General features: G+C 74.6%; 1 protein-coding gene. It reads right to left on the bottom strand.

The features are described from left to right. Position 1 precedes the first annotated feature (1 nt). Entirely contained in the window at positions 2-20,713 is a 20,712-nt protein-coding gene (locus tag OG746_RS16415) for a non-ribosomal peptide synthase/polyketide synthase (RefSeq protein ID WP_266715348.1), read from the bottom strand. Between the last annotated feature and the right edge of the window lie 193 nt (positions 20,714-20,906).

Genomic DNA, 20,906 nt, shown 5'->3' with positions numbered 1-20,906 from the left:
TTCATATCTCCCAGTCCGAGGCCAGTTCGTCCTCGAACTCTTCAATCTCGCTCTGTGTGATCTCTATAAGCCCCACGTCGGTCGGGGTCAGCCCGCCGGCGTCCGGCCGCTGAGCATGCTCCGTGAGGGCGGTCAACGCCTCGAACCAGCCGTCCGCGAGCGCGGCGACCTCGTCCTCGGCGAGGACACCGGGGGCGTACGTCCAACTCGCCCCGAGGCGCGGCCCGTCCGCGCTCTCCTCGACGTACGCGTTGATCTCGACGGCGTGGGCCAGCGGGGTCGCCGGGTCCTCTGCGTCGGGACGCGGCGCGTCCGCGGCCACCGACCAGTCGCCGGTCTCGCCCGCCACGAACCGGCCCAGGTAGTTGAAGCCGATCCCGGCGGTGCGCAGCCCCTCGAAGGCGGCGGCGGTCTCCGGGTTCAGGTGGCGCAGGAGGCCGTAGCCGAGGCCTTCCGAAGGCACCGCGCGCAGCTGCTCCTTGACGTGCTTGAGCACGGTTCCGGCGGCGTGGCCGCCCGCGAACGCCTCGTCGAGGTCGACGCCCGCCGTGTCCAGGAGCACCGGGTACAGGGCGGTGAACCAGCCCGTGGTGCGGGACAGGTCCGAGGTCCCGTCGCGCTCGCGGCCGTGGCTCTCCACATCGATCAGCACGGACATGTGCGGATCGCGCCTCCTGCGGGCCTCGGCCAGGGCCAGACCGGCGAGCAGGACGTCGTCCACACCCGCCCCGACCACGGCCGGTGCGGTGGTGAGCAGATGCCCGGTGACCTCCGCCGGCAGGGTGCGCCGCAGTCGCCGAGCGCTCGCGAGCACGTCCACCGCCGGGTCCAGCGGGCGGGCGCCCAGCGGGGTGCCGCGGCGCAACGTGCCGGTCCAGTGGTCGAGTTCGGCCAGAGTGCGGGGCGCCAGAGCGCTTTCGGCGTTCCGCTGCGACCAGCGGCGCAGTGAGGTGCCGCCGGAGTCGAGCACCGGCTCGCGTCCGGCCAGGACGTCACCCCAGGCGCTGAACAGGTCGGGGAGCAGGATGCGCCAGGACACCCCGTCGATCGCCAGGTGGTTGACGGCGACCAGGAGCAGTCCGGGCCGCGGGCCGCGGTCGAACCAGACGGTCTCCACCATGGCCCCGACGGCCGGATCGAGCCGGCCGACGGCCGCCGCGCCGTGTTCCCTTACGGCCTCGGCGAGTTCGGCCTCCGAGAGAGCGGCCGCGTCCACCCGCAGCACCCGGTCCTCGGCCCGGACGGCGTTTGGCGCGGGGACCTCGACGTGCCAGGTGGACGCGTCTGCCGGGTCGTCGACCGCCACCTTGAGCCGCAGGCTGTCGTGCCGGGCGAGCAACGCGCCGATCAGGGCGTGCAGCCGGTCCAGGTCGAGCTCGGCGGGTGCGTGCAGCACGGTGGTCTGGTTGAACCGGTCCACCGGAACCTGCCGCTGGGCCAGCCAGTGCAGCATCGGCCAGGCGGGCAGCTCACCGACGGGCTCGTCCGGCTCGCTGTCCTCGGGTGCCTGCGCCGCCGCGGCGGCCCGTGCCAGTTCGGCGACGGTGCGGTGCGTGAAGACGTCGGCGCCCGTGATCGTCAGGCCCGCACGGCGGGCCGCGCTGACCAGTTGGATGGCCATGATGGAGTCGCCGCCGAGGTCGAAGAAGGCGCTGTCGGCGTCGACGGTCTCCTCGGGCAGCCCGAGGACCTGCGCGAACAGCCGTACCAGGACCTCCTCCTCGGAGTTCTCGGCGGCCCGCCCGCCGGCGCTGCCGAACTCGGGCGCGGGCAGCGCCTTGCGGTCCAGCTTGCCGATCGAGGTGAGCGGCAGCTCGGTCAGTTCGACGATCGCCGCAGGCACCATGTAGTCGGGCAGGGTGCGGCCCAGGTGGGCGCCGAGTTCCGCCCGGTCGTAGCCGGGTCCGGCCACCGTGTAGGCGACCAGGCGCTTGTCGCCCGGCCGGTCCTCGCGGACGACCACCGCGCAGGCGCTGACGCCCGCCCCGGCGGCCAGCGCGGACTCGATCTCGCCGAGTTCGATGCGGAAGCCGCGCAGCTTGACCTGCTCGTCGGCGCGTCCGGCGAACTCGACCAGCCCGTCGGCCGTCCAGCGCGCCAGGTCGCCGGTGCGGTACATCCGGGTGCCGGGCGGGCCGTACGGGTCGGCGACGAACCGGTCGGAGGTGAGGTCCGGGCGGTTCCAGTAGCAGCGGGCCAGTCCCGAGCCCGCCGCGTACAGCTCGCCGGTGACGCCCGGCGGCACGGGCCGCAGCGCGTCGTCGAGGACGTAGTGGCGCATGGCGTCGAGGGAGCGGCCGATGGGCACGCTGTGCGAGCGCGGGTCGAGCGCCTCGGGGTCGACGCGGTGGGACAGCGCCATCACGGTGACCTCGGTCGGCCCGTAGGCGTTGACGACCCGCAGCCCGGGGGCGTGCTCCAGGATCCGACGTACAGCCGTTCCGGACACGACGTCTCCGCCGGTGGCGACCTGGCGGATCGCCGCGAACGCCTCCGGGACCTCCTGGCCGAGGACCCGGAACAGACCGGCGGTCAGGAACAGCGAGGTGATCCCGGAGTCCGCGATCAGCGCCTTCAGATCGGTCACGTCGAGGTCGCCCGGCGGGACGATCAGGACCTCGCCGCCGCGCAGCAGCGGCACCCAGAACTCCAGGATGGAGGCGTCCCAGGCGTGCGGCGAGTGCAGCGGCACTCGGTCGGTGACGCCGTCCCAGACGCGGTCGGCGGCGAGTTGGACGATGTCGCCGTGGCAGATCGCGACGCCCTTGGGCAGGCCACTGGAGCCGGAAGTGAACATCAGGTACGCGAGGCTCTGCGGGTCCGCCGAGGTGGCGGGCGCGGTCGCGGGCAGGTGCGCGACATCGGCCCCCGCGTCCATCAACTCGGCCTGGATGTCCAGGCCTTCGGCCCGCTCGCGGCACGTCCCGTCCACGACGAGCAGGGGCGCCTGTACCTGGTCGAGCAGCCGGACCAGGCGCTCGTCCGGGTTGGCCGGGGCGAGCGGCACGTAGGCGCAGCCCGCCTTGACGATGCCGAGCAGGGTGACGGCCAGCGCGTCGGAGCGCTCCATCAGGACGCCGATCCGCGCCTCGGGGGTGACGCCGCGGGCGAGCAGGGCGTTCGCGAACCGGTTGGCGCGCGCGTCCAGTTCGGCGTACGAGAGCGTGGTGCCCTCGAAGGTGACGGCAGGTGCGTCCGGGCGCTCGGCCGCGTGGCGCGCGATGGCCTCGGGCAGGCTCGCCGGGGCCACCGGTGCGGTGTTCTCCAGCCAGCTGCCGAGGATCCGCTCGCGCTCGCCGTCCACCAGGACGTCGTGCGCCGACACCGAGACTTCGGGCCGGCCGGTCAACACGTCCAGGATCCGCACCAGTCGGCGGGCGAGCCGCTCCACGGTGTCCGCGTCGAACATGTCGGCGCTGTACTCGACACCGCCGGCCCAGTCGACCGGGGTGCCGTCGGCGCCGAGCCGCTCGGTGAGGGTGAAGGTGAGGTCGAACTTGGCGACGGACGGCGCCACCGGGCGCGGCTCGACGGTGAGTCCGGGCATCCGGCCCGCCTCGGCGAGTGCCGAGCCGCCGGCGCTGTCCAGGCTGAGCGCCACCTGGAACAGCGGGTGGCGGGCGGCCGAGCGCTCCGGGCGCAGGGCCTCGACAAGGCGCTCGAACGGCACGTCCTGGTGGGCGAAGGCGGCCAGATCGGCTTCCCGGACCCGGTCCACGAGAGCGGCGAAGGTGGGGTCGCCCGACACATCGGTACGCAGGACCAGGGTGTTGACGAAGAAGCCGACCACATCGGCCAGGGCTTCGTCGGAGCGCGAGACCACCGGGGAGCCGAGCGGGATGTCGCTACCGGCGCCGAGCCGCGAGAGCAGCGCGGCGAGGGCGGCCTGCACCACCATGAACGGCGTGGCCTTCAGGTCACGGGCCGCGCGGCCCACCCGCCGGTACAGCTCCTCGGGCACCTCGAAGGTGAGCCGGCCCGCACGGTGCGGCCCGACGGCCGGGCGCGGCCGGTCGGCCGGGAGCGCGAGCTCCTCGGGAAGGCCGCTCAATGCGCTTACCCAGTGGGCGAGTTGACGCTCCGCCTCGCTGCCTGCGCCCTCCTCGTCGAGAAGCTCGCGCTGCCAGCTCGCATAGTCGGCGTACTGCACCGGCAGCGGCTCCCATGCGGGTGCCGTCCCGTCGAGGCGGGCCGCGTAGGCGGCGGCCAGGTCCTTGGCGAGGACCGGCATGGAGGTGCCGTCGCCCGCGATGTGGTGGACGACGACGAGCAGGACGTGCTCGTCGGGACCGACCGCGAACAGGCGTGCACGCAGGGGGACTTCGGTCGTGAGGTCGAAGCCGGTCGTGGCGCCCGCCTCGATCCGCTCGTCCAGGTCCTGCGGGCTCACCGGCACGACCGGCAGGTCGACCCGGGCCTCGGGCAGCACCCGCAGCCAGGCCTCGGCACCTTCGCCACCCCGGTCGTCGACCAGGGTGCGCAGGCTCTCGTGCCGGGCCACCACGTCGCCGAGCGCCTCGCGCAGCCGGTCCGTGTCCACGGCGCCGGTCAGCCGGAGTGCGATCGGGATGTTGTACGCGCCGTCGTGGCCACCGAGCCGTTCGAGCACCCACAGGCGCTGCTGGGCGTACGAGAGCGGGATGCGCCCGGTGCGCGGACGCGCGGTCAGCGCGGGCCGGTGCGTGCCCCCGGCGTCCGCGGCACGGCGGGCGAGGGCCGCCGGGGTCGGCGACTCGAACAGGTCGCGCACGCCGAGGTCGACGCCCAGCGCCGCCCGTACCCGGGTGACCAGACGCATCGCGAGCAGCGAGTGGCCGCCCAGGTCGAAGAAGGAGTCGTCCACACCGACCCGGTCGACGCCGAGCGCCTCGGCGAAGGCGTCCACGAGGAGTTCCTCGGCCGGGCTCGCGGGGGCGCGGCTCGCCGTGCGGGCGGGGGCCTGCGGGGCGGGCAGGGCCTTGCGGTCGAGCTTGCCGTTGACGGTCAGCGGCAGCCGGTCGAGCACCACCACGGCCGAGGGCACCATGTGGACGGGCAGCGCCTCGGCGGCCGCCTCGCGCAGAGCCGGCGCCGCGGACGGGCCCGCACGGCCGTCGGTGACCACGTACGCGATCAGGCGCTGGTCGCCGGGGGTGTCCTCGCGGACCACGACGGCCGCCTGGGTCACCAGGTCCTGCGCGAGCAGCACGGCCTCGATCTCGCCGAGTTCGATGCGGAAGCCGCGCACCTTCACCTGTGCGTCGGCGCGGCCCAGGTATTCGAGCGAGCCGTCGTGGCGGCGGCGGGCCAGGTCGCCGGAGCGGTACATCCGGGTGCCGGGCGCGCCGAACGGGTCGGCGACGAAGCGGCCCGAGGTCAGGCCGGGGCGATTCACGTAGCCGCGGGCGACGCCCGCGCCGGAGACGTACATCTCCCCCACGACACCGGCCGGGACGGGCAGGAGCCGCTCGTCGAGGACGTGCACCCCGAGGTCCGGGATGCCGGCGCCGAGGGCGCCGACCACTCCGTCGCGCACCTCCTGCGCGGTGAGCGCGCGGTGGGTGACGTGCACGGTGGTCTCGGTGATGCCGTACATGTTGACCAGGACCGGACTGTCGTCGGCATGCCGCTCGTACCAGGGGAGCAGTCGGCCCGGGTCGAGGGCCTCGCCGCCGAAGACGACGTAGCGCAGCGCGAGATCGGCGCCGCCCGCGGCCCCGTCGGCGCGGATCAACTCGTGGAACGCGGACGGGGTCTGGTTGAGGACCGTGACCCGTTCGCGTTCCAGCAGCCCGAGGAACGCCGCGGGTTCGCGGCTGACCTCGTGCGGCACCACGACGAGCCGGCCGCCGAAGAGCAGCGGGCCCCACAGCTCCCACACCGAGAAGTCGAAGGCGTAGGAGTGGAAGAGGGTCCAGACGTCGTCGGCGCCGAAGCCGAACCAGTGGCCGGTGGCGTCGAAGAGCCGCAGGACGTTGCGGTGGGTGACCACCACGCCCTTGGGGGTGCCGGTGGAGCCCGAGGTGTAGATGACGTACGCGGCGTGGTCGGCGCCGGCGGCCGGCGCCGGGTCGGCCGTGTCCCGCGCGGCGAGGTCGGCGACGACGGCTTCGTCGTCGAGGGCGAGCCAGGTGTCGTCGCCGCCGAGTGCGGCGACAGTGGCGCGGGTGCCGACGGTGACCACGGGGCGGCTGTCCCCGAGGAGCAGGGCCACGCGCTCGGCCGGGTAGGCCGGGTCGACCGGCAGGTAGCCGGCGCCGGACTTGAGGACCGCGAGCACGGCTGTCACCAGGTCGGTGACGCGGGGCAGGGCCAGGGCGACGAACTGCTCGGGGGCGGCGCCGCGTTCGCGAAGGAGTGCGGCGAGCCGGTTGACGCGTGCGTTGAGCTGCGCGTAGGTCAGGGAGCTCGACCGGCCCTGCTCGTCCTCGCCGGTGACGGCGACGGCCCCCGGGTGGGCGGCGGCCGCGGCCTCGAAGCGGCGCACGATCGTGTCGTGCGCGCCGAGGGGCGCGGTCGGCTCGGCGGGCGTGTGCGCCCAGTCGGTGAGCAGCAGTTCTCGCTCATCGGCGGCGAGCACGTCCAGGTCGGTGACCGGGCGGGCGGGCTCGGCGAGTGCGGCACCGAGCAGCCGGACCAGACGCTCGCCCAGGCCCGCGACCGTGGCGGCGTCGAACATGTCGGCGCTGTACTCCAGGTCCACCGCGATGCCCGCGGGGGCGTCCCCGGGGGTGCGCCGCGGACGCAGGTGCCAGACCAGGTCGAACTTGGCCGCGTCCACGGTCAGGTGGAGTGGTTCGACATCGAGCGAGGGCAGGTCCGCCAGGGAGTTCAGGGCGCGGGTCTCGTCGTCACCCCATTCGACGACCACCTGGAACAGCGGGTGGCGGGCGGCCGAGCGCTCCGGGCGCAGGGCCTCGACGAGCCGCTCGAAGGGCACGTCCTGGTGCGCGAAGGCCGCGAGGTCGGTCTCCCGTACCCGGCCCACGAGTTCGGCGAAGCTCGGGTCGCCCGACACGTCGGTGCGCAGCACCAGCGTGTTGGCGAACAGACCCACCACGTCGGCCAGGGACTCGTGGGAGCGTCCGGCGACCGGCGAGCCGAGCGGGATGTCGGTGCCCGCGCCGAGCCGCGACAGCAGCGCCGCGACGGCGGCCTGCACCACCATGAACGGGGTGGCCTTCAAATCCTTGGAGATACGGGTCAGTTCGGCGTGCAGCGCGGCCGGGATCTCCAGACGATGGCGGCCCGCGCGGTGCGGTCCGACCGCGGGGCGCGGCCGGTCGGCCGGGAGCGCCAGTTCCTCGGGCAGTCCGCCCAGCGCGGCCTTCCAGTGGTCGAGCTGACGGCCGAGCACGGAGTCCGGGTCGTCCTCGGCGCCGAGCGCCGAGCGCTGCCACAAGGCGTAGTCCGCGTACTGCGGTGCGGAGCCCGCCGGTTCGGGGGCGGTTCCTTCCAGGTGGGCGCGGTAGCCGGCGACGAGGTCGCGGGCGAGCACCGGCACCGAGGCGCCGTCCCCGGCGATGTGGTGGACCACGACGAGCAGGACGTGCTCGTGCGGACCGACCTCGAACAGGTGGACCCGCAGCGGCACCGCGGCCGTCAGGTCGAAGGGCCGGGCGACGGCCTCGCGCAGGGCGTCGGCCAGCCGGTCCTCGGTGACCGGGGTCCGCTCGAACCAGAGCGTGGTGTTCACGACCCGCTGGTACGGGCCCTCGTCGTCCTCGGCGATGAGCGTGCGCAGGCTCTCGTGCCGGGCCAGTAGTCCGTCGAGCGCCGCGGCGAGCGCCGCCTCGTCGAGTGCACCGGTCAGGCGCAGTGCCATCGGGATGTGGTAGGCGGAGTTCGTCCCGTCGAACCGGTCGAGGAACCACTGGCGTTGCTGGGCGTACGACAGCGGAAGCCGTTCGGGGCGCGGGAGTTGACCGGGGGCCACGGTCGCGGCGCGCGGGCCGCCCGCGGCGATCCGGGCGAGCTCGCGGACGGTGGGTGTCTCGAACACCGCCCGCACCGCCAGCTCCGTGCCGAGCACGGCGCTCACGCGGGCGACCAGGCGCATGGCGAGCAGCGAGTGGCCGCCCAGGTCGAAGAAGGAGTCGTCCACACCGACCCGGTCCACTCCGAGCACCTCGGCGAACACCTCGGCGAGCAGCTCCTCGACGGGGTCGTGGAAGGCGGCGCCCGGTGCGGCGGCGTAGCTCGGGGCGGGCAGCGCGGCCTGGTCGAGCTTGCCGTTGACGGTGACCGGGATCCGGTCGAGGACGACGACGGCGGCCGGGACCATGTGGTCGGGCAGCTCCTCGCGCAGCCGGGTGCGAAGCGCTTCCGGTACGACGGTGGCGCCGGGCGCGGGCACCGCGTAGGCGACCACGCGACGGTCGCCGGGCCGGTCCTCGCGGACCACGACGGCGCTCGCGGCGACCTCGGGGGCCCGGGTGACGGCCGCCTCGATCTCGCCCGGTTCGATGCGGAAGCCGCGCAGCTTGATCTGGCGGTCGGCACGGCCCACGTAGACCAGCTGTCCGTCCTCGCGCCAGGCGACCTGGTCGCCGGTGCGGTACATCCGGGCACCCGGGGCGCCGAACGGGTCGGCGACGAAGCGTTCGGCGGACTGGCCCGGGCGGTCCAGGTAGCCGCGGGCGAGTCCCGCGCCGGACACGTACAACTCTCCCACCACGCCCACCGGGACGGGCTGCAGGTGCGCGTCGAGGACGCGGACCGCGAGCCCCTGCAGGGCGGTTCCGATGGGCGGGACGCCGAAGCCGGACAGCGGGGCGCTCATGGTGGCGCACACGGTGGTCTCGGTCGGCCCGTACGCGTTGATCATGCGGCGGCCCGCCGACCAGAGCTCGGCGAGCTGCGGCGGGCACTGCTCGCCGGCGACGGCGAGGGAACGCAGGGTCGGCAGGTCCTCGGGCCGCAGTTCGCGCAGCGCGGCCGGCGGCAGCGTCACGTGCGTGACGCCGTGCTCGGCGAAGGTGCGCACCAGCGGGGCGCCGGGCAGCAGTTCCTCGCGCGGGGCGACGACCAGGCAGGCGCCCGCGAGCAGGGTGACGGCCACCTCGGAGACGGACGCGTCGAAGCTCGGCGAGGCGAACTGCAGGACGCGGGCGGACTCGTCGACGTCGAAGACGGCCTTCTGGGCGCGCGCCAGGCCGGGGATGCCGGCGTGGGTGACGACGACGCCCTTGGGTCGGCCGGTGGAGCCCGAGGTGTAGATGACGTACGCGGCCTGCTCGGCTCGCACCGGCCGGGCGAGGGTGTCGCCGGTGAGGTCCAGCGCGTCCACGTCGAGGCGGCGCACACCGGTCTCGGGCAGGGCGGTGCCGGTCGTGGTGAGGACCAGGACGGGCGCCGCGTCGGTGAGGGTCTGCGCGATGCGCTCGGCCGGGTGGGCGGGGTCGACGGGCACGAACGCGCCGCCCGCGAGGGCGACCCCGTGCAGGGCGACCACGAGGTCGACGGAGCGCGGCAGCACGATCCCCACCCGCTGCTCGGCTTCGATTCCGGCTTCGGCGAGCAGGCGCGCCAACGCGCCCGCCCGGTCGGCGAGTTCGCTGAACGTGAGGGTCCGCGTGCCCGAGACGAGCGCCGGCGCGTCGGGCGTACGGCGGACCTGGTCGAGGAAGAGCTCGGGCCAGGTGCGCGGGTCCCCGGCGTCCTTGGGGCCGTGGCCGAGCGCGAGCAGGGCGTCGGGAGCGTGTCCGGGGATCCGGCCGACCGGGGTGCCGGGCTCGGTGACGACGGTGCGCAGCAGCCTGGTCAGCAACTCGGCTGTCCACGCCATCTGTTCGGCACCGAGCACATCGGTCCGGTGGTGCAGGCGCAGCCGTAGCCCGTCGCCGCTCGGGCTCGCCTCCATGGCGAGTGCGTAGTGGGTGACGGCGTGGTGCGCGACCTCGCCGGCCTCCAGACCGGCGCGGCGGGCCACGGCGGTCAGGGCGTCGACGTCCAGCGGATAGTTCTCGAACACCATTGAGGTGTCGAAGAGTTCGCCGTGTCCGGCCAGGCGCTGAATGTCCACCAGGCCGAGGTGGTGGTGCTCGACGAGCCGCGCCTGCTCCAGCTGGAGACGGCGGGCGAAGGCGCCGACCGGCTCGTCGGCTCGCAGGGTCGCGCGCAGCGGCAGGGTGTTGACGAACAGGCCGACCATGTCGGCCGCTCCGGGCAGGTCGGCGGGCCGGCCGCTGACGGTGGTGCCGGTGACGACGTCGTCGCGGCCGGTGAGCCGGGCCACGAGCAGCAGCCAGGCGCTCTGGACGAGGGTGTTGACGGTGACGCCGAGGCGGCGGGCCGCGCCCTGCACGTCGAGTCCGTCGACGGTGAGGTCGAGCCGGCCGGGCTCCTGGCAGGCCGGGGCCGGTCCGGTGGACAGCAAGGTGCCGCCGTCGAGTCCGGCGAGCGCCTCGCTCCAGGCGGCCTCGGCGGTCGTACGGTCCTGGCGGGCCAGCCAGGCCAGGTGCTCGCGGTGCGGGCGTGCTTGCGGCAGGGCGTCGCCCAGGTAGTGGGCCATCAGTTCGCGCATCACGATCGGCATGGACCAGCCGTCGCGGACGCTGTGATGGGCGGTGGCGACGAGTGTGTGGCGGTCTCCCAGGGAGGCCACGGTCCAGCGGATCAGGGGCGCGGCGGTGATGTCGAAGCCGCGCCCGCGGTCGTCCGCGCAGACCGCGTCCAGCTCCGTGGCGTCGGTCAGCCGGATCTCGGTGAAGTCCGGTTCGGGCTCGCGCAGGACGACCTGCACGGGCGTGCCCTGCGAGGTGCGGCGGAACGCGGCCCGCAGCGCGGGGTGGCGGCGCTGCACCTCGGCGGCGGCGGCGCGCAGCCGGACGAGGTCGAGTGCGCCGGTCAGTTCGACGCGGAGCTGGGAGATGTACGGGTCGTCGACGCCGTCGCCGTACTGGTGGTGGAAGAGCAGGCCTTCCTGGAGCGGGGCGAGCGGCAGCAGCTCCGCCACGTCCGGGTCGGTCTCCAGCTCACGTATCTCCTGCTGGGTCAGCGCCACGAGCAGGTCGGACGGGGTACGACCGCCGGCGCCCGGCTGCCCGCCGTGCGCGACGAGGGCGCGCAGCGCGCCGTCCCACAGATCGGCGAGGCGGGCCGCGTCGGCGTCGGTGACGAGGGCGCGGGCCCAGGTCCAGGTGGCGACGAGTTCGGGGCCGTCGGGGCCTTCGTGTGTGGCGACGTTGACCTCGACGGTGTGCGAGAGCGGCACGTCGGGTGCGTCGTCGGCGCCGAGCGCGGCCAACTCCCAGCCGGGCGCGAGGGCCCCGGCGAGGCTGACTCGGCCCAGGTAGTTGAAGCCGAACTGCGCCTCGGGCAGCTTCGCGAACTCCGGTGCGGTGGCCGGGTCGCAGTGGCGGGCGAGGCCGTGGCCGATTCCCTGCCGCGGGGTGGCGCGCAGCTGCTCCTTGACCAGGCGCAGGGCGTCACCGGCGGCGTCGGTGCCCGCGAGGACGGCACGCGGGTCGGCGGCTCCTGTGTCCAGGCGTACGGGGTGGGCGACGGTGAACCAGCCGACGGTACGGGAGAGTTCGGCGCCGGGGACCAGGTCCTCGTGGCGGCCGTGGCTCTCCACGTCGACGAGGAGTCCTGCGCGGTCGCCGCGCCACAGGGGTACGGCGGCGGCGAGCGCGGTGAGCAGGACGTCGTCCGGCCCGGCGTGGAAGGCCGCAGGGAGCGTGCCGAGCAGCGCGCCGGTCACGTCCGCGGGCACCCGCACGGTCAGCCGTCCGGCGTCGCCGCGCAGGTCGCGGGCCGGGTCGAGGGGCCGGTCACCGATCAACGGGTCGTCCGTGGCGAGGAGTTCGCGCCAGTGCGCGGCGTCGTCGGCGGGCAGCGCGGTGAACGTGGCGGCCCACTCGGCGAACGAGGTGCCCACCGGTGCGAGCTCGGGCCCGCCGCCATCGGTGACCGCCGTCCAGGCCTCGGCGAGGTCGGGCACAAGGATCCGCCAGGACACGCCGTCCACCGCCAGGTGGTGCACGACGAGCAGCAGCCGGCCGGGGCGGCCCGCGCCGCGGTCGATCCAGACGGCCCGCAGCATCCGGCCGGCAGCCGGGTCGAGGGCGTCGCGGGCGGCGGCGGTGTGCGCGGCGGCGAGGGCGGTGAGCTCCTCGTCGCTCGCGTCGGACGGGGCGTCGACACGGGTGAGGAGCGCGTCCGCGAACGCGGCGCCGCCGTCCACCGGTGCGACGGTGAACCCCTCGCCGTCCCCGACGCGCATCCGCAGCGTCTCGTGCCGCTCGACGAGCGCGCCGAGCGCGGCGGCCAGGTGCTCGCGGGTGGTCGGGGGCAGGGTCAGGGTGACGGACTGGTGGTACTGGTCGAACCGCCCACGGGTGACGAGGCGGCGCATGAGCGGCAGCAACGGCGCGCTCCGCGGGCCCGCCACGACGTCGGCGCCGGACGCCTCCGGCCCCTGCTCACCGAGTGCAACCGCGAGACCAGCCGGGGTGCGGTGCTCGAAGACATGCCGCGCCGAGAACCTCACACCCGCCGCACGCGCACGCCCCACCAACTGGATCGACATGATGCTGTCGCCACCCAGCGCGAAGAAGTCGTCATCCACACCCACGTCCTCACGACCGAGCACCTGCCCGAACAGCCCGACAAGCTGCCGCTCCAACGACCGGTCCCCACCACCGAGTGCAACCGCGAGACCAGCCGGGGTGCGGTGCTCGAAGACATGCCGCGCCGAGAACCTCACACCCGCCGCACGCGCACGCCCCACCAACTGGATCGACATGATGCTGTCGCCACCCAGCGCGAAGAAGTCGTCATCCACACCCACGTCCTCACGACCGAGCACCTGCCCGAACAGGCCAAGCAGCCGCTCCTCCAGCGCCCCGGAGGCCGTGCGGCCCGCGGTGCCCGCGGTGGTGGCGGGCTCGGGCAGTGCCGCCCGGTCCACCTTGCCGTTCGGGGTCAGCGGCAGCTCGTCCAGGACGACGAACGCGGCGGGCACCATGTATTCGGGCAGTGCCGCCCGCATCCGCGCCTCGACCTCGGCGGTGTCCACGCCCCCGGGCGCCACCAGGTAGCCGACCAGACGCGGTTCGGCGGTGGTGCCGCGGACGGCGGCGGCAGCCCGGCTGACGCCGGGCACGGCCTCGGCGGTCGCCTCGACCTCACCCAGTTCGATGCGGAAGCCGCGCACCTTGACCTGGTCGTCGACCCGGCCGAGGTACTCGATCATGCCGTCGGGACGCCGCCGTGCCAAGTCGCCCGTGCGGTACATCCGGCTGCCCGCCGGACCGAACGGGTCGGCCACGAAGCGGTGCGAGGTCTGGCCGGGCAGGCCCAGGTAGCCGCGGGCCAGGCCCTCGCCCGCGAGGTACAACTCACCGCGTGCGCCCGGCCGTACGGGCCGCAGGCCGCTGTCGAGCAGATGCACACGGGCGTACGGGAACGCGCGGCCGATCGGCACCGGGCCGTCGGCGAGCGGCTCGCCCGGCTCGATCCGGAACTCCATGACGTTGACCGTCGCCTCGGTCGGACCGTAGGCGTTGATGACGGTCGCGTCGGGGTGCGCCGCCCGCCAGGCGGTCAGCATCTCGCCGCGCAGCGCCTCGCCGCCGAGCACCAGCGTCCCGGTCGGCGACACCTCGTCGGGCAGGGTGTCGAGCAGCCGCAGATGGCTGGGCGTGCCCTTGAGGAAGGTGGGCCGTGCGGCGCCGATCGCGTCCGGCAGTTCGGCCAGGTGCACCTGGCCGCCCGCGACCAGCGGGGGGTAGAGGCAGGTGACGGTGAGGTCGAAGGAGACCGAGGTGTGCGCGAGGGCGGTCCCCGCCGCGTCCGGGTAGGCCGTGGCCGCGCGCGCCGTGTAGGCGCCCAGCGCACGGTGTTCGACGACCACGCCCTTGGGGCGGCCGGTGGAGCCGGAGGTGAAGATGACGTACGCGGCGTCCTCGGGCCGGGGCGTACGGCCGATCGCGTCCGCCTCGGCGGTGGTGGGCCGCACGGTGGCGAGGTCCGCGGGCGCGAGGGCGGGGTCGGTGGTGACGGCGAGCGCCGGGGCGCTGTCCTCCAGGATCACAGCGATGCGTTCGGCCGGGTAGGCCGGGTCGACGGGTACGTAGGCGGCACCGGACTTGAGCACGCCGAGCAGCGCGACCATCAGGTCCACCGAGCGGGGCAGCAGCACCGCGACCAGGCGGCCGGGTCCGGCGCCGTGCGCGACGAGTTCGGCGGCCAGGGCGTTGGAGCGCCGGTCGAGCTGCCGGTAGGTGAGGCTCTCGCCGCCGGCGAGGACAGCGGGCGCGTCCGGGGTACGGGCGGCCTGGGCGGCGAACAGCGCGGGCAGCGTCGCGTCCGTGGACGGCGCGGGGGCCGGATCCACGAGCTCGGTCGTGTCTTGCCTGGCGAGCCGGCCCAGTGGCAGCTCGGGGGCAGACACGAAGGCCCGGAGAGTCGCGAGGAGTTCGGCGCCGGCGGCCTGCGCGGTGACCTCGTCCACCAATTGCGGCTGGTGGCGCACTCGCAGCCGCATCCGCTCGCCGGGTTCGACGACGACGCTGATGGCGAAGTGGCTGCCGTCGCGCACGCGGGCGTCCGACAGGTCGAGGCCCGCGTCCTTGGCGCAGGCCGTGATCCCGGCCGGGTCCAGCGGGTAGTTCTCGAAGCTCAGCAGGGTGTCGAAGAGTTCGCCCATGCCCATCGCGCGCTGGATGTCGCCGAGCGCCACGTGGTGGTGGTCGAGCAGCGCGGACTGCTCCCGGCCGAGCCGTACGGCGAGATCGCCGAGCCGCTCGCCCGCCTCGAGGCGCACGGACAGCGGAACGGTGTTGATGAACAGACCCACCAGATCGCCCGCGCCCGGGAGTTCGGCGGGGCGGCCGGCCACGGTGACGCCGAACAGCGTCTCGTCTCGGCCGGTCAGACCGCGCAGGACGATCGCCCAGGCAGCCTGCACCAGAGTGTTCACGGTGACGCCGTGACGGCGGGCCACGGCGGCCAGTGCGGCCGTGTCCCGCTCGGTCAGCACGTGCTCCTGCCGTACCGGCTCGAGCACCCGGTCGCCCTGCCCGGTGGCGACCCGCGAGGGCTCGGTCACCTCGGCGAGCGCCGACCGCCACACCTGGAGGGAGGCCTCGCGGTCGGTGCCGTCGAGCCAGGCGAGATGGTCGCGGTAGCGGGCCCGGCCGGCCGTCTCCGTCTCCACTACGGCGCCCGGGTCCGAGTACGCGGCGAAGAGGTCGCGCGCGACGATCGGCAGTGACCAGCCGTCCACCACGATGTGGTGCATCGTCAGGACGAGGGCGCCGGTACCGTCGGCGCGGCGGACCGCGGCCGCCCGCACCAGCGGCGGACGGGTGAGGTCGAAGCGGGTGGCGCGGTCGTCGTCGAGCAGCGCGGCGAACTCCGCGTCGTCGGCGGCGTACGCCTCGCGCACCGGCACGCCCGGCGCCTCGTGCACGAGCTGCACCGACTGCTGGTCCGACGCGGTGCGGAAAGAGACCCGCAGGGCCTCGTGGCGCAGCAGCACCCGGTCGAGGGCGGTGCCCAGCCGAGCCGCGTCCAGGGGCGCGGCGAAGTCGAGGACGATCTGCAGGGTGTACGGGTCGGCGTCGGTGTCGTCGAAGGCGTGGTGGAAGAGCAGGCCCTGCTGGTTGGGCGAGAGCGGCAGCACGGACTCGACGCCGGGTTCGGCGGCCAGGCGCGCGGCCTCGTCGGCGGACACCGGCAGGGTGATCCGGCCGGGCGCGGCGGCGGGTTCGTACGCCGAGCAGACCTCGGCGAGCGCGGCCACCGTACGCAGCTCGAACATGTCGCGGAAGCCGAACGAGACGCCGCGGGCGCGGGCGCGGCTCAGCAGCCGGAAACCGAGGATGCTGTCGCCGCCGAGCGCGAAGAAGTCCTCGTCGATGCCGACGGTGTCGAGCCCGAGCACCTCCGCGTACAGCTCGCACAGCAGCTCCTGCGCGGGGGTGCGAGGAGCGCGCGACGCCGCGCCGGTGATCACCGGAACGGGCAGCACGCGCCGGTCGACGCCGCCGCCGGGCGCGGGCGGCAGCGTGTCGAGGGTGACGAGCACCGACGGGACCATGTAGTCCGGCAGTTCTGCGGCCACCGCGTCGCGCAGGGCCGAGACGTCGACCGTGGCGCCGCGGCGGGGGACCACGTAGCCGACGAGACGGCGCTCGCCGGGGGTGTCCTCACGGACCACGACAGCGGCGCGCACCACGTCCGCGTGCGCCGCGAGGGCGGCCTCGACCTCTGCCGTCTCGAAGCGGAAGCCGCGCAGTTCGGCCAGGTCGCGCACGTCCTCGGCGGCAGCGGGCCCCCGGTCCGGGACCAGGTCGCCGACGAGCGTGCCGGGGGCGCCTGCGAGCGTCGCGAGGACGCCGGTGAACCGGTCGAGGAGCTGGTGGGCCGCCGCCGGGCCGAACAGGTGCGGCCGGCACACGAGCCGGGCCGTGAACCGCTCGCCCGGTACGGCGGTCAGGGTGAGCGGGTAGTGGTTGACGTCCGCGACGTCGGCGTTCTGGGCCACCAGTCCGCCCGCGCGGGCCAGGGCGTCGAGCGCCGCCCGGTCCACCGGGTAGTTCTGGAAGGCGACGACGGTGTCGAAGAGCGCGGAGACTCCGGCCGCGCGCTGCACGTCGACGAGCGGCAGGTACTGGTGCGCGAGCAGGTCGGCCTGGTCGTCCTGGACGGTGCGGGCCAGCTCGGCCAGAGTGCGGCCGGAGCCCGGACGGGCGCGCAGCGGCACGGTGTTGACGAACAGGCCGGCCATCTCGGCCACGCCCGGCACCTCGGCGGGGCGGCCTGCCACGGTGATGCCGAACACCACGTCGTCCTGCCCGGTCAGCTCACGCAGGGCGACGGACCAGGCGGCCTGGACGAGGGAGTTGACGGTGACGCCAAGTTCGCGGGCGGCCAGCGTCAGGCGCGCGGTGGTCGCGGCGTCGAGCGCGCTTTCCAGTCGTACGGCCTCCTGCGCGGGTCCGTGCGGCGCGCCCACGAGGGTCGGGCGGGCACCGGCGAGCGCCGCGCCCCACACGGCGGCGGAGCGCTCGTGGTCCTGCGCGGCGAGCCAGCCCAGGTGGTCGCGGTAGGGGCGGGGTTCGGGGCCCAGGTCCCCGCCCGCGTACGCCCGCAGCGTCTCTCCGAGCAGGATCGGCACGGACCAGCCGTCGAGGACCAGGTGGTGGCAGGTCACCACGAGCCGCCAGCCCTCGTCCAGGCGGAGCAGGGCAGCGCGCAGCAGCGGCGGGCGGGCGAGGTCGAAGGGCTCGGCAGCCTCGGCGCGCAGGACCGCGTCGAGCGCGGCCGCACGGCCGCGCAGGTCGTGGACGCGCCACGGCACGGCGGTCCGTCCGCGCACCACGAGCACGGGACGGCTGACACCCTCGTGGGCGATCGAGGAACGCAGCACGGGGTGGCGGGAGACGACGGTGTCGAGCGCCGCGCGCAACCGCTCGGCGTCCACCTCGCCGGTCAGGTCGAGGGTGATGTGCACGCTGTACACGTCACGGTCCTCGTCGGCGGTGAGGCTGTGCACGACCAGGCCGTCCTGCAGCGGCGTCAGCGGCAGCACCTCCTCCACCTCGGAGTCGTCGAACAGCGCGGCCAGTTCGGCCTGCGGCAGCGGGGCGGGCAGCTTCTGCGCGGGCGCCGCGTCGACCGGCCCGCCCACCGTGCACGTCGGCGCGAGGCGGGCGACGGTACGGGCCCGGAACAGGTCGCGGATGGCCACGGTGAGGCCTTCGAAGGCGGCACGGGTGACGACGCGGGTGGCGGACAGGGAGGTCCCGCCGATGGTGAAGAAGTCGTCGTCGATGGTGACGGAGTCCACGCCGAGCACGGTGGCGTACAGGGTGCACAGGCGCTCTTCGAGCTCGGTGCGCGGGGCGCGGCCGTCCGACAGGGCGACGCGTACGGGGGCGGGCAGGGCCCGGCGGTCCAACTTGCCGTTGGGGGTCAGCGGCAGCGCATCGAGGACCACGACAGCGCTCGGCACCATGTATTCGGGCAGCGTCTCGGCGAGGTGGGTGCGCAGGGCCGGGGAGTCGCCCTCGGGCGAGACGACGTAGGCCACGAGGCGCTTGTCGCCGGGGCGGTCCTCGCGCATCAGCACGGCGGCCCGCTCGACCGGCGCGTGCGCGAGCAACGCGGCCTCGATGTCGCCGAGTTCGATGCGGAAACCGCGCACCTTGACCTGGTGGTCGAGGCGGGACAGGAAGGTGAAGGAGCCGTCGTGCTCGCGCCGCACCAGATCACCGGTGCGGTAGATGCGCCCGGGGCCGTAGGGGTTGGCGACGAAGCGCTCGGCAGTCAGGCCGGGCCGGCCGCGGTAGCCGCGGGCCACGCCGTCACCGGCGATGTACAGCTCACCGCTGTACCCCGCGGGCACCGGTCTCAGGGCCGTGTCGAGCACGTACACCTGGGTGTTGAGGATGGGCGCGCCGAGCGACACCGGGCCGCTGTCGGCCGCGACGGGGGCGGTCATCGACCAGACAGTGGTCTCGGTGGGGCCGTACATGTTGGTGACGTTCGCCGCGTGCTCGGCCAGCGGACCGGCGAGCGACTGCGGAAGCGCCTCACCACCGGTCAACACCCGGACTCCTGCGAAGACTTCAGGCCGGGTCTCGATCAGCGGCTGCCACAGGCTGGGCGTGGCCTGCACGACCGTGATGCCCTCGCGCTCGACGATCGCCCGCAGGGCGTCCGGGTCGAGCACCTCGGCACGGCTCGCGAGCACCACTCCGGCTCCGGCGAGGAGCGGCTGGAAGATCTCCAGGACGGCGATGTCGAAGCTCACGGTGGTCACCGCGAGCAGCCGGTCCTCGGGGCCGACGGGCACCGCGAGGGCCATCGCCTGAAGGAAGTTGTCCATCGCGAACCGCTCCAGGGCCACGCCCTTGGGGCGTCCGGTGGAGCCGGAGGTGTAGATGACGTACGCGGTGGACCGCGGGTCCTGCGGACGGCCGAGCGGGCTCGCGTCCCCGGCGGTGAGGTCGACCGTGTCCAGGAGCAACGCGGGCACCCCGTCGGGGACCTCGGTGCCGGAGGTGGTGACCAGCAGCCCGGGAGCGGCGTCCTCAAGGATCATCGCGCGCCGGTCGGCGGGGTGTTCGGGGTCGATGGGCAGGTAGGCGCCGCCGGTCTTCAGGACGGCGAGCAGCGTCACGATCAGGCCGGCGGTGCGCGGCAGCGCCACCCCGACCAGCCGCTCGGGGCCCGTGCCACGGTCGGCGAGCAGATGGGCGAGCCGGTTGGCGCGGGCGTCGAGCTCCGCGTACGTGAGCGTCTCGTCGGCGCGCAGGGCCACCGCGTCGGGCGTCGCGGCGGCCCGCTGCTCGAAGAGCTCGACCAGGGCACCCGGCACGTCGCCCGCGGTGTCGTTGTGGGCGCGCAGCAGGAGCTCGGCGGCCGCCTCGTCGAGGAGCTCGGCGCGGCCGACGGGGGCGCCGGGCGAGGCGGCGAGCGAGGCCAGCAGCCGCAGGAACCGCTCCTGGTGGGCGCGGAGTTCGTCCTCGGTGTACAGCTCGGGGTTGGCCGCGAGTTCGAGCACGACCTCGCCGCCCGCGGGATCGCCGTACGTGGCCATCGCCAGGTCGGCGACCGGGCCGTTGGACAGCTGGCGCGGGGTGAGGAGCGTCTCGCCGAAGCGGACCCGGGCGTCGAAGGACATGGCGTTGACGGCGGTGCCGAACAGGGCGGCGTCCGTGCCGGTGAGCTCGCGGGCCTGGTGCAGTTCCTCGCGGCGCAGGCGTTGGGCCCGCAGCAGGACGCCCAGTTCGGAGCGGACGGCGTGGACCAGCTCGGTGAAGGTGGCGTCGGGTCCGACGGTGAGCCGCAGCGGCAGGTCGTTGGCGAGCATCGACGGGGTGGCGAGCGCGGCCGGGGTGCGGCGCGCGGCCACCGGGATCCCGAGGACCACGTCGTCGACGGAGAGCATCCGGTGGTGGTACACGGCGGTGGCCGCGGCGATGACGGTCGGCCAGTGGCCGACGGCGGTGAGCGCGCCGGTCAGCTCGGGCGACAGGTCGGTGCGCAGCCGAAGGGCGCGCGGCGCGGCGCCGGCCGCGCCCTCGGAGAGGCTCTGGCGCTCCTCGGCACCGGCCAGCCGCTCCAGCACGAGGGCACGGTCGCTCACGTGGTGCGTCGAGTCCTGATAGGCGCTCTCCTCGGCCACGAGCACGTCGAGCCCGCGCGGGCGGGCCGGCTCGGGCTGCTGTCCGGCGAGCAGCGCCGTGTAGATCCTGGCCAGGCGGTCCAGGTAGCGGGTCTGGCCGAAGCCGTCGAGGACGATGTGGTGGTACCGCAGGTAGAAGAAGTGCCGCTGGTCGGAGAGGACCAGCAGCGCGTGCCGGGACAGCGGCCCCGCCTCCAGGTCGGGGACGGTGGCCAGGTCCCGGTCCATCCAGGCGCGGGCGGCGGCCTCCGGGTCGGCGGCGGCCCGGAGGTCGACGACGTCCACCGGGGCGTCGACCGCGGCGGCGACGGCCTGGAAGACCTCGCCGTCGTCACCGAACCGGGCGCGCAGCGCCTCGGTCTCGGCCACGGCCAGGGCGACGGACCGGCGCAGCACCTCGATGTCGAGCGGAGCGGAGTCGAAATGGACGGCGCACTGGTACAGGGGGCTCTCCGGTACCAGCCGCTGAGCCACCCACACGCCGAGCTGGGCGGCGGTGACCGGCAGGCGGACCTCGTCTTGAACCTCGGAAAGTGCCAACCGACTCACGCTCCCAGAACGGTGTACCGATGCGGACCTCAAGGCGCGCACACCGCATGACGGCGCGACGCTCCGATCGGAGGCTCTCCTCGCGGCCTATCTCGGCCCTATAGGGGCGCCCGGGATCCGCCGGCTGTCCGCACCGAGAGCCGCCCCGGCACCGTCCGCATGACCGGGGACGACCGGACGGGGAGCTGTCCTGAAGCTGGGTCCGACACGAAAGGGCCCCGTGGTTGAGACACTC

Origin of the sequence: Streptomyces sp. NBC_01016 (assembly GCF_026341035.1) — a bacterium.
Lineage (GTDB): Bacteria > Actinomycetota > Actinomycetes > Streptomycetales > Streptomycetaceae > Streptomyces.
This window is presented reverse-complemented; position numbering and strand designations above follow the sequence as displayed.